Source organism: Mycetocola sp., from assembly GCF_046716805.1.
In the GTDB taxonomy this organism is placed as follows: Bacteria; Actinomycetota; Actinomycetes; order Actinomycetales; family Microbacteriaceae; genus Mycetocola_A.
In genome coordinates this window covers 1-11,257 of record NZ_JBKJWH010000065.1, presented here as the reverse complement: position 1 = coordinate 11,257, position 11,257 = coordinate 1, and the positions used below count along the sequence as shown (strand labels likewise).

12 protein-coding genes and 1 pseudogene are annotated in these 11,257 nt (G+C 65.9%); 11 read left to right on the top strand and 2 right to left on the bottom strand.

Features of this window, described 5'->3' with window-relative positions:
- The first annotated feature begins 100 nt into the window (after positions 1-100).
- The 11 genes and pseudogenes from ACLQ62_RS05280 to ACLQ62_RS05230 all read left to right on the top strand — a co-directional run bounded on the left by ACLQ62_RS05280 (position 101) and on the right by ACLQ62_RS05230 (position 10,089).
- Positions 101-646 carry a hypothetical protein gene (locus ACLQ62_RS05280; RefSeq protein ID WP_411720617.1) on the top strand — a complete coding sequence of 182 codons (546 nt, stop codon included), beginning with the start codon at positions 101-103 and terminating at the stop codon, positions 644-646.
- Positions 622-1,476, top strand: coding sequence for a hypothetical protein (locus tag ACLQ62_RS05275; protein WP_411720616.1), 855 nt, complete (start codon positions 622-624; stop codon positions 1,474-1,476). The genes ACLQ62_RS05280 and ACLQ62_RS05275 overlap by 25 nt, the downstream gene beginning before the upstream one ends.
- Before the next feature lie 105 nt (positions 1,477-1,581).
- A complete protein-coding gene (locus ACLQ62_RS05270; protein ID WP_411720615.1) occupies positions 1,582-2,466 on the top strand; it encodes a ParA family protein in 885 nt (294 codons plus the stop codon).
- A gap of 31 nt (positions 2,467-2,497) precedes the next feature.
- Positions 2,498-3,307, top strand: a pseudogene (locus ACLQ62_RS05265) (segregation and condensation protein A).
- Complete coding sequence (gene scpB, locus ACLQ62_RS05260; protein WP_411720614.1) at positions 3,297-3,926, top strand: SMC-Scp complex subunit ScpB; 630 nt, start codon at positions 3,297-3,299, stop codon at positions 3,924-3,926. Before ACLQ62_RS05265 ends, scpB begins: the two are co-directional and overlap by 11 nt.
- Before the next feature lie 64 nt (positions 3,927-3,990).
- Positions 3,991-4,767, top strand: a complete 777-nt coding sequence (locus ACLQ62_RS05255; protein ID WP_411720619.1) for a pseudouridine synthase — start codon at positions 3,991-3,993, stop codon at positions 4,765-4,767.
- Positions 4,768-4,776: 9 nt separating this feature from the next.
- Positions 4,777-5,901 carry a prephenate dehydrogenase gene (locus tag ACLQ62_RS05250; RefSeq protein WP_411720613.1) on the top strand — a complete coding sequence of 375 codons (1,125 nt, stop codon included), beginning with the start codon at positions 4,777-4,779 and terminating at the stop codon, positions 5,899-5,901.
- A gap of 3 nt (positions 5,902-5,904) precedes the next feature.
- Positions 5,905-6,573: a (d)CMP kinase gene (gene cmk, locus ACLQ62_RS05245; protein ID WP_411720612.1), complete on the top strand. Its 669-nt coding sequence runs from the start codon at positions 5,905-5,907 to the stop codon at positions 6,571-6,573.
- 44 nt (positions 6,574-6,617) lie between these two features.
- Positions 6,618-8,129, top strand: coding sequence for a ribosome biogenesis GTPase Der (gene der / locus ACLQ62_RS05240; RefSeq protein WP_411720611.1), 1,512 nt, complete (start codon positions 6,618-6,620; stop codon positions 8,127-8,129).
- A 56-nt stretch (positions 8,130-8,185) separates the two neighbouring features.
- Positions 8,186-9,061, top strand: coding sequence for an NUDIX hydrolase (locus tag ACLQ62_RS05235; protein ID WP_411720618.1), 876 nt, complete (start codon positions 8,186-8,188; stop codon positions 9,059-9,061).
- Positions 9,062-9,129: 68 nt separating this feature from the next.
- A complete protein-coding gene (locus ACLQ62_RS05230; RefSeq protein ID WP_411720610.1) occupies positions 9,130-10,089 on the top strand; it encodes a nucleoside hydrolase in 960 nt (319 codons plus the stop codon).
- Positions 10,090-10,096: 7 nt separating this feature from the next.
- On the opposite strand, the gene ACLQ62_RS05225 is transcribed toward ACLQ62_RS05230, so the two are convergent.
- The gene (locus tag ACLQ62_RS05225; RefSeq protein WP_411720609.1) at positions 10,097-10,690 is read right to left on the bottom strand and encodes an N-acetyltransferase family protein; all 594 of its coding nucleotides are present in this window, start codon (positions 10,688-10,690) and stop codon (positions 10,097-10,099) included.
- A gap of 25 nt (positions 10,691-10,715) precedes the next feature.
- On the bottom strand, positions 10,716-11,093 hold the full coding sequence (locus ACLQ62_RS05220) for a DUF1304 family protein (RefSeq protein WP_411720608.1): 378 nt from the start codon (positions 11,091-11,093) through the stop codon (positions 10,716-10,718).
- Positions 11,094-11,257 lie beyond the last annotated feature (164 nt).

Below are 11,257 nucleotides of genomic sequence, written 5' to 3'. Positions count from 1 at the left end.
CGACGGCTGCAGAGTGTCGCTGTGGATAACCCTCCCGCGCGGCTGAGGACTCCTCTAGCCTGTCGGCATGGTCACTGACCGGTCGAGGACGATCCCACGGATGCTGCGGGGCAGCACCCTCGGAATTGTTGCGTGCCTGCTTGGAGCGGTAACGCTCACCAGTTGCACTCCGGCTCCGCGGCCGACATCCACCCCCACCTCGACGGCGATCTTCGCGTCGGAGGACGAGGCGCTCGCGGCGGCGACCGATGTCTACCAGCGATACACAGCACAATTCGATAAGGACTCAGCCAATGGTGACGGTGGCGCTGAGGCCATGGTCGGCCTAGTGACGCCGGCATATCTGGAGAAGCTGGAAGTGCCCGGGCTGCTCGAAGAGAACAACTGGCATACTCAGGGCGTCACCACCTTCGACAACGTTTCCCTGGTCGAGAAATCGGAGTCAGATCAGCTGGCGCTCGTTCGGCTACGCCTTTGTCGTGACGTTTCAGGCGTGAGAATCCTTGATTCTGGCGGTGCCGACGTGACTCCCGCAACCCGGCTTGAGAGATTTCCGGTTGAGGTGGAGTTTGTGTCCTCGGCCCCTCGTGAGGCGTCGCTCTTGATAGCGGACAGCGGATCATGGACCGGCGACGACTTCTGCTGACGGTTGCCGCCTTAGCGGTGTTGTCGACCACCGCAATCGCAAGTCCGGCGAATGCTGCTGAGTGTTCTACCGCCGACGCCGCCCGCGGCTTCTGCGTCGACGGTGGCCTCGACGGCGGCGCGGCCGTGATCCGGGGCGACGGGCGGACCGATGGCAGGAACGGTGGCGGCAATAACGGAGGAAACGGCGGCGGTGGCGGCGGCGGCAACCGCGGACCGGACGGCTTTGAGCAGGACCGAATCGACGCCGAGAACAGGGGAGGGGTCGACGGCCCCGGCTCACCGGGCGCGGGTGTGCCGCCGGGAAACGTCGGAATCTGCGTAGCCGGTCCGGCATGTCTGGTCGACGCCATCACCATCAGTGACCTGGCCAGCTTCCGGCCGGTCGCTCCGACGCTCGAAATGGAACCGGACGGCTGGATGCTGGTCGGGCTGCCGGCCAACTTCATGGCGAAGACGAACACACATGTTGTCTCGGGCTCCCTGCTCGACTACCCGCTCGATGTGCGATTCACCCCGTCGAGCTACGCGTGGTCGTGGGGAGACGGGTCGACGTCCCGATCGAGCGTGCCCGGAGCATCCTGGGCGTCACTCGGTCTGCCGGAATTCTCGCCGACACCCACCAGCCACGTCTTCGACGCGAGAGGCGTCTATCAAATCTCAGTCACCGTTTCGTACACCGTGGAGTTCAGTATCGACGCGCTGCCGTGGCGGAGCATCAGCGGCACCCTCCCCGGCCCAGCGACGATCGTCGCTGCCGTCGCCGGAAACGCGAAGACCGTGCTCGTCCAGCGCGAGTGCACCGAAAATCCGCACGGTCCCGGTTGTTGACGCGGATGCTTCTGCCCAGCGTGGGCGCGCCGCATATCGTAAGCACCCCGTTAGAATCAAGAGCTAAGCACGGCGAGGGACGCGACGGGAGTGAGGACGAACCAGGTGGCCACAAAAAATGAAGAGCTCTTTTCGGTGGAGGCGCCACTCGTGAAAAAAGGGCCGACCGGTCGCACCTTGAGTGAGTTCCCGGAACCTGCTCCGCTGAGAAGCCATGGCCCCGCCCGCATCATCTCGCTGTGCAACCAGAAGGGTGGCGTCGGCAAGACGACCACCACGATCAGCCTCGGTGCTGCCCTCGCCGACTATGGCCGTCGAGTGCTGTGCATCGACTTCGACCCGCAGGGCGCGCTTTCCGCCGGTCTCGGTGTGAACACGCACGACGCACTGACGATCTACGACCTGCTGCTGTCGAACAAGCACCAGCCGACGGATGCGATCCAGCAGACGTCTGTTCAGGGGCTCGACATCATCCCCGCCAACATCGACCTGTCGGCAGCTGAGGTGCACCTCGTCAACGAGGTCGCCCGCGAGCAGATCCTCGCCCGCGTACTCCGCAAGGTCGGCGGCGACTACGACGTCATCCTCATCGACTGCCAGCCGTCGCTCGGCCTCCTCACCGTCAACGCGCTCACCGCCAGTCACGGCGTGCTCATTCCGCTTGAGTGCGAATTCTTCGCCCTTCGCGGTGTGGCGCTGCTGATCGAGACCATCGAGAAGGTCAAGGACCGGCTGAACCCGGCGATCGAACTCGACGGCATCCTCGCCACGATGTTCGACTCGCGTACGCTGCACTCCCGTGAGGTCCTCGAACGGGTCGTCGACGCGTTCGGCGATGATGTACTCGAAACGGTCATCGGCCGCACTGTGAAGTTCCCGGATGCCAGCGTCGCCGGCAGCCCGATCACCGAGTTCGCTCCCGAGCACGCGTCGGCCAAGGCCTACCGCCAGCTCGCACGGGAGCTGGTAGCCCGTGGCGCTGTCGCCTGATGCGCACGCCGTAGACGGCTCGACGACTTCCCTGGCAGGTGCGGCACCCGACGTCCGGCCGGCCGGGTTCCAGGTCGCCCTCTCGAACTTCGAGGGCCCGTTTGACCTGCTGCTGTCGCTGATCGGCAAGCACGAACTCGACATCACCGAGATCTCGCTGTCCAAGGTGACGAACGAGTTCATCGCCTACCTGTCGGGCGTCGACTCCGCCCGTGAACTCGACTAGGCCAGCGAATTTCTCGTCGTCGCTGCCACCCTTCTCGACCTGAAGGTGGCGGGCCTGCTGCCGCAGGGCGAGCTCGTCGACGCGGAAGACGTGGCCCTGCTCGAGGCGCGCGACCTCCTCTTCGCGCGGCTGCTGCAGTATCGCGCGTTCAAGGAGGCATCCGCCTGGTTCGCCGGCCACCTTGATGCCGAAGCAAGCCGGCATGCCCGTTCGGTCCGGCTCGAGGAGAAGTTCCGCGCCCGCACACCTGAACTGGTCTGGACGCTCACCCTCGACGACTTCGCCGCCCTGGCCACCATGGCTCTCACGCCGCGCGAGATCCCGATGGTCGGCCTTGACCACCTGCACGCGCCGCTCGTCAGCATCCGTGAACAGGCCGCGCACGTCGTCGCCATGCTGCGCTCGGGTGAATCGATGACATTCCGGCAACTGATCGCCGGCGCCGACCAGAAGGGCGTCATCGTCGCCCGCTTCCTGGCGGTTCTCGAGCTGTACCGTCACGCGGCCCTCAGCTTCGAGCAACTCGAACCCCTGGGCGAGCTCACGTTACGCTGGAGCGCCGAGAACTGGTCAGAGGACAACCTCGCCAATCTGGGAGCAGACTATGACAATTGACACCACCGCCCTCCCCGAAACGGATGCCGCGCCGCGCGACACGACGGACGGCGCACCGTCGACCCCGGTCGATCTCGAACGTGCAGTCGAGGCCATCCTGATGATCGCTGACGAGCCGCAAAGCCTCGTCAGCCTCGCCACCGCCCTGCGGCGGCCGGTGAAAGCCGTCCATGAAGCGGTGAACCGCCTCGTCGCCGACTACGACGGCGTCGACGGGACGATCCAGCGCGGGTTCGAACTCCGCGAGGTCGGCGGCGGCTGGCGCATCTTCGTCCGCGCAGAGTACGACGACGTGGTCGCCGACTTCGTCACCGCTGAGAACCCCAGCCGCCTCTCTCAGGCCGCTTTGGAAACCCTCGCCGTCATCGCGTACAAGCAGCCCATCACCCGCAGTTCGGTCGCTGCCATCCGCGCGGTGAACGTCGACTCGGTCGTGCGCACCCTCGCCGGCCGCGGTCTCATCACAGAACTGTTCACCGACAGTGAGACCGGCGCCATCAACTACGGCACCACCCCGCTGATGCTTCAGCAGCTCGGCATCAACTCGCTCGACGAGCTCCCACCCATTTCACCCCTGCTCGCCGACGGCTCCGAAGGATTTGACAGTGATTTCCGATAAACGCGCGACTTCCGACAACGGAAACTCCGAACCCCCCACCCACGACCCGTTCGCCCCGGAAGGTGTGCGCCTGCAGAAGGTGCTCGCTGCCGCCGGCGTCGCGTCCCGCCGGGTCTCCGAGCAGTACATCACCGAAGGCCGCGTGCGCGTCAACGGTGAAGTTGTGAGAGAACTCGGCCGCCGGATCGACCCGGAAACCGACCACGTCGAGGTGAACGGCACGGCCGTGCAGCTGGACACCACCAAACGCTACGTCGTGCTCAACAAGCCCGTCGGTGTCGTCAGCACGATGAGCGACGAACGCGGCCGCCCGGACCTGACCCAGTACACGAAGGACTACGAGGAGCGACTGTTCAACGTCGGCCGCCTCGACGCCGAGACGAGCGGTCTGCTCATCCTCACCAACGACGGCGACCTCGCCCACGTTCTCGCCCACCCGTCCTTCGGCGTGACCAAGACGTATATCGCCAAGGTCAAGGGAAAAGTCACCGCGCAGACGATCCAGAAACTGATCCACGGCGTCGAACTCGACGACGGCGTCATCGCCGCAGACAAGGCTCGGCTGCTCGACACTCGCAGTACCGCCAACGGAGACGAGACGAGCATCGTCGAGGTCACGCTGCATTCGGGCAAGAACCGCGTCGTCAGACGGATGCTGGCAGCCGTAGGCCACCCGGTACAGGAACTCGTGCGCCGCCAGTTCGGCCCCGTCAACCTCGGGACCCTTCGCGCCGGGCACACCCGCGACCTCACTAAGGTGGAACTCGGAGAACTGCTGACCATCTCCCGGCAGACGCAATTGAACGACAGCCAGAGCGCCGACACCGACGCGGTCGAGTAAAAGAGACTTGTGAACGACAATCCCGTGAGAGCCGCCGCCGAGCGCCGCCCGAATGCCCCACGACTCTCCGGCCAGGTCCGCATCGTCGGCGCCGGGCTGCTCGGGGCGAGCATCGGCCTTGCCCTGAAAGCACAGGGTGTCGACGTGATCCTCGCAGACGCGTCGCCAGCCCAACTCCGGCTCGCAGTTGACTACGGCGCCGGACGCCCCGAACGTGCGAATGACGAGCCACGGATCGTCGTGGTCAGCGTTCCGCCGGATGTCACGGCATCCGTTCTCGAGGCTGAACTCGCCCGCTTCCCCGACGCCGTCATCACCGACGTGGCCAGCGTCAAGCTCGAACCGTTCCGCACCCTCACCGAGCGCGGCGTCGACCTCACCCGCTACATCGGTTCACACCCGCTCGCCGGGCGGGAACGCGGGGGAGCGATCTCGGCGCGCGCCGACCTGTTCCTCGGCCGCCCGTGGGTGATCTGCCGTGACGAGGAGACGCCGCCCGAAGCCCTCGCTTTGATCGAGGACCTCGCCCTCGACCTCGGCGCTTCGCCGATCGAAATGACCCCGGAGGAGCACGACCGCTCCGTCGGCCTCGTCTCACACGTGCCTCAGCTGATCGCGAGCCTGCTCGCGAAGCAGCTGGTCAGTGCACCCGACTCCGCCGTTCGGCTCACCGGGCAGGGACTTCGCGACACCACCCGCATCGCCGCAAGTGCCCCTGAGCTCTGGGTACAGATCCTCGGCTCGAACGCTGGCCCCGTCGTCGAGGTGCTCGACGGTATCGCAGCCGACCTCGCCAGGGTCACCGACGCCCTTCGCGACCCGGAGGCGCCTGGCGCCCGCCGTGCCATCGCCGACACGATCGCCGCAGGCAACACGGGCGTTGCCCGGTTGCCGGGCAAGCACGGTCAGGATCGCCGTTACGCCTCCATTGTCGTCATGGTCGACGACAAGCCGGGGCAGCTCGGCCTGCTTCTCACCGAACTCGGTGACATCGGGGTCAACATGGAGGACCTTCGGCTTGAGCACTCCCCGGGTGCCCAGATCGGCCTCGCCGAGATCGCCGTCCTTCCCGAAGTCCAGCAACGCACCATCGAAGACCTCGAGGCGCGCGGCTGGCGGATTGCGAGCGTCTAACAATTGACGAAGACAGTGGTGGCCGTCGACGGCCCGGCCGGCAGCGGAAAATCGAGTGTTTCCAAGGCCGCGGCGAAACGGCTCGGCTTCGATTACCTCGACACGGGCGCCGCTTACCGGGCGCTGTCCTGGTACGTGCTTGACCGGAGCATCGATTCGACGGATGCCGCGGCGGTCGTCGCGTCGCTGCCCGACTTCCGGTACACGATCGGGACTGACCCCTTCGGTTACCACGTGAGGGTGGGGGAGACGGACGTGACCGACAGCATCCGGGAGCCCCGCGTCTCAGCCGTTGTGAGCAACATCGCCCGGGTCCCCGAGGTGCGTTCGTACGTGACCGGGATCTTTCGAGGCATCATTCGCGACTCCAGCGCGCCGGGCATCGTCGTCGAGGGTCGCGACATCACAACGGTCGTCGCGCCGGACGCCACGGCTCGCATTCTTCTTACAGCATCCGAAGAGGCTAGAATGTCTAGACGCTCTGCAGAACTTGCATCCGAATCGGCTTCGGAGGTTGCGAGTGCGTTGCAGAAGCGTGATCGCGCAGATTCGCGCGTCGTCGACTTCATGACCGCCGCAGCTGGCGTCACCACCGTCGACTCCACCACGCTGAACTTTGACGAGACCGTCGACGCCGTGCTCGATGTGATCCGTACTTCGCAGAAAACCTAGAACGACCCGCACCAGGCGGCGCCGTTCGCAGAGAGAGACCGATTATGGCTGACGACTTTGAAGACACCGCCGAGCTGGACGACCAGCTCGCCGAGCGGATGGGGGACCTCGACGAGGACCTCGCCCACCGCCGCGCCGAAGCGCTCCGCGCCGGGCTCGCCGACTACGACCTCGGCGACGAGGACCTCGAGATCCTCCAGTCGGTCACCGACGATCCCGACGCGATTCACTACCTCCCTGCGCTCCCGGTCCTCGCGATCGTCGGTCGGCCGAACGTCGGCAAATCCGCGCTCGTGAACCGGATCCTCGGCCGGCGTGAAGCCGTTGTCGAGGACACCCCCGGCGTCACCCGCGACCGGGTCAAGTACAAGGCCGAGTGGAACGAACGCCAGTTCACCCTCGTCGACACCGGCGGCTGGGAGCCCGACGCCAAGGGCATCGACGCTTCAGTCGCCGCCCAGGCCGAGGTCGCCATCGACCTCTCCGACGCCGTTCTCTTCGTCGTCGACGCCAACGTCGGTGCGACCGCAACCGACGAGCAGGTCGTTCGGATGCTCCGCAAGATGGACAAGCCGGTTTTCCTCGTCGCCAACAAGGTCGACGACGTACGTCAGGAGCCGAACGCCGCGTCCCTCTGGTCGCTCGGCCTCGGTGAGCCGTACCCGGTCTCCGCACTGCACGGCCGCGGCGTCGCCGATCTTCTTGACCTCATCATGACCAAACTTCCGACCGTGTCGGCCGTCGCCAAGGACGAGGTGGGCGGCCCCCGCCGTGTCGCGATCCTCGGCCGCCCGAACGTCGGCAAGTCGAGCCTGCTCAACAAGGCAGCGGGTGAAGAGCGCGTCGTCGTGAACGAACTCGCCGGGACCACGCGTGACCCGGTCGATGAGCAGGTGGAAATTGCAGGCAAGGTGTGGCGTTTCGTCGACACCGCCGGCATCCGTCGTCGTGTGCACCTGCAGCAGGGCGCCGACTTCTACGCCACACTGCGCACGAGCGCCGCGCTGGAGAAGGCCGAAGTCGCCGTAGTCATGATCGACGTCTCTGAGCCGATCAGCGAACAGGATGTTCGGATCATCGACCTCGTGCTCGAATCCGGCCGTGCCCTCGTGCTGGCGTTCAACAAGTGGGACCTCCTCGACGACGAACGTCGCCGTTACCTCGAGCGTGAGATTGAGCAGGACCTGGCGCACGTCGCCTGGGCTCCGCGCGTCAACATCTCCGCCCGCACCGGCCGGCACATGGAGAAGCTCGTCCCGGCACTTGAGCTCGCGCTCGAGTCATGGGACACCCGGCTCCCCACCGGCAAGTTCAACGCGTTCCTCGCCGAACTCACCGCGGAGCACCCGCACCCCGTCCGTGGTGGCAAGCAGCCTCGTGTGCTCTTCGGCACGCAGGCCTCGAGCCGTCCGCCGACATTCGTGCTCTTCACCACGGGCTTCCTCGACCCGGGTTACCGTCGCTACATCCAGCGTCGCCTGCGGGAAATCTACGGATTCGAAGGCAGCCCGATCAACGTCAACATGCGTGTGCGTGAGAAGCGCAAGCGCACCTAACCCTTGTGTGCGCGGCGCACGGCTCGTGAGAAGCTGAACAGGTGACTTCCGAGTTCATGCCGCCGCACCCGAGAAACCCGGGCGATGCCTGGGTGTTCGCCGACGACGGCTCCAAATACTGGGGCCGTTTCGGCGCTGCTGGTTTGCTCGCGGTCGACCCGCAGCGGGGTGTGTTGCTTCAGCATCGCGCCCTGTGGAGCCACTTCGGCGGAACCTGGGGTCTACCCGGCGGCGCCAGGCACGAGGGCGAGAACGCTGTCGACGGCGCCATCCGCGAGGCCACTGAAGAGGCAGCGGTCGACCCGGATGCCGTCCGGTCGCGTTTCAGCCACACGCTCGACCTCGGGGTCTGGTCGTACGTGACCGTCGTCGCCGACGTCGTCGCCCCCTTCGAACCGCAGGTCGCTGACCCGGAAAGCCTTGAGATCCGCTGGGTACCCCTCGACGACATCGGAGCTCTGCCGCTGCATCCTGGTTTCGGGCGGATGTGGCCCAGCCTGCAGCAGGACATCTCCTTCCGGCCGGTGGTTCTCGTCGACATGGCCAACGTCGTCGGCTCACGGCCCGACGGCTGGTGGAGGGACCGTGCGGGCGCCGCAGAACGGCTCGGCGCGCAACTGCACAGGTTGGCAGCGTTGGGTGTCGCCGCGGACGCGCTCGACCTGCCGCAGTCCCATTGGTGGCCCGAGGTCGTTGCCGTGCTGGAAGGGCAAGCGAACGGTGCAGCCCTGGACTCGACCGACCGCCTCCGGATGATTCGAGCCAGCGCTGACGGTGACTCACGGATTGTGGATGAGGTGAGCCGTCTCGCTGCCGGGGTGGAAGCATCCGCGGTCACGGTCGTCACGAGTGACCGGCTACTTCGGACCCGCGTCGAAGCCCTCGGCGCCCAGACCCGGGGCGCCGGCTGGTTGCTTGACTTACTCGATTAGGTCGTGCCCCCATCGTTGATCGAGTGGCCGAGGGCGCCGGAACGCCTGGGTGCTCGTAAGCTGAACGGATGCGCACCCTTCCTGTGATCCTCGACGTCGACACCGGCGTCGACGATGCCCTCGCCCTGCTCTTCGCCGTGAAACATCCGGCGATCGACATTCGCGCAATCACCTGCGTCGCCGGCAACGCGCCGCTCGGGCAGGTCGTCGACAACACCCTGCGCGTCCTCGACGCGGTCGACGCGCCGCTGATTCCCGTAGCCGCCGGCGCTTCGCGTCCGTTGCTGGCTCCCGCCCGATCGGCATCCCACGTGCACGGCGAGAACGGACTCGGCGGCATCGAACTGCCTGCCACCCGCCGGAAGCCGGAAGGGGTCGGCGCGGTCGAGTTGATGCGGCGCACCCTGATGGGCAGTGACGAGCGCATCACCCTCGTAGCGCTCGCCCCGCAGACCAACCTCGCGCTGCTGCTCCGAACCTACCCGGAGGTCACCGACCGGATTGAGAGGATCGTCTTCATGGGCGGGTCCGCCGGCGTCGGGAATGCGACCGCTGTCGCCGAATTCAACGTCTGGCACGATCCGGAGGCCGCGTCGATTGTGCTCAGCTCAGGCGTCCCCATCTTCATGTACGGTCTTGACGTCTTCACCCAGGTGTCCGTGCCACAGGATGCCGCGGCGGCTCTCGCTGCCGGGAACGATCCGCTCGGACGCGTGGTCGGTTCACTGCTCGGCAACCGGATCGCGCTGAGTGAGGACGAGTCCCTTGTCTACACCGGCCTCATCGGTGACGCCGGCGCGGTCTGTGCCCTTGTCGAGCCGGACGCGCTGGTCGTCGAGAAGCGACCGGTGCGTGTGGAGTTGTCTGGATACGGCCGTGGGCAGACCATCGTCGACCGGCGCCGGTACTCCGGTGAAGACCGGTTGCACGGTGGCATCGGCGACTGGACCGTCATCGATATCGCCCTCGACGTCGATGCCTCTCGGTATGCCGATCTCTTCCTCGAGACCCTGGACCTCGCAGGCTGAGCGGATGCTACGCCGTCAAGTCGAGCTGCATGACAGCGCGATCCGGTGTCGGCCGGGACACTTCGCGGAAGCCGTTGGCCGCGAACAGCGAAACGCTGCCGTGATACAGCTCGGCGGACGACACCTTCTCTCGCTCTGCCGGGTCCACTGGATAGCCCTCGACAACGCGGGCACCACAGCGACGCGCGTGGTCGACCGCGCCGGCAAGTAGCGCTTTGCCGATGCCGCGCTTGCGGAAGCCGACGCGCACGACGAAACACGTGACGGCCCAGACGGAGTCGTCGTGGGGCTGCTCCGGGCTTCCGGCGAGCACGCGCATACGGTCGAGCCGCCTGTACTTCGGGCGTGGTTCGACGGCGCACCAGCCGACGGGTTCGCCGTCGAGGTAGGCGAGGACGCCTGGGGCAGGGTCGAGGTCACGCACCTGCTGCTTCAGCAACGGTTCGCAGGTCGCCCGGCTCGCAGTCTTCCATTCGGCGTTGTCCATCTTGAAGTACTGGCACCAGCAACTGGATGGATCGCCCCGGGTACCGAAGACTGTCTGCACGTCGTGCCACGGGGCATCCGCGATCGAGACGATGTCGATGGTTGTGTTCGTCATGGCGACGAGCCTAGGGGAGGGTGAATCAGAAGAGGAGGGCGACGACGATTACCAGCGACGGCAGGAGGGCTTGCCCGACAGCGTTTCGCCAGAGCTTCGGCTCGACGAAAGCGAGCACGATGCCCAAAATCACGTGGGAGGCGCACACCATGTAGACAAGCGTCCGGCCGACCGTTGAATCTCCCACGTTGAGGATCACGACGCCGACGAGGATGGCAAGGCCAAACACCATGTTGTAGAAGCCTACGTTCATCGTCCAGAGTCGAACGGCGGCGGCATCCTGCGGCTTGATGAGGAAGAGGGAGTGGAAACGCTGGTCGCGGTAGAAGAAGGCTTCAAGCACTCCGACGGCGATGAGCGTGATGCCTACGAGAACCGCCAGCACCTGAGCGACGGCGTTCATGGGGCTGAAAATACTCCCCGGGTACGGATCTGACCACCCCCATCCCTCCACATGAATCTTTTTCGGAAAGTTTTCCACACCAGCGCTTTTACTGCCGGAGTGTCGGGCGTAATGTCAGTGGTCGCTGGGAAGCTTGAGCCATGGAAAGCCAGTGGCAGCCCGCC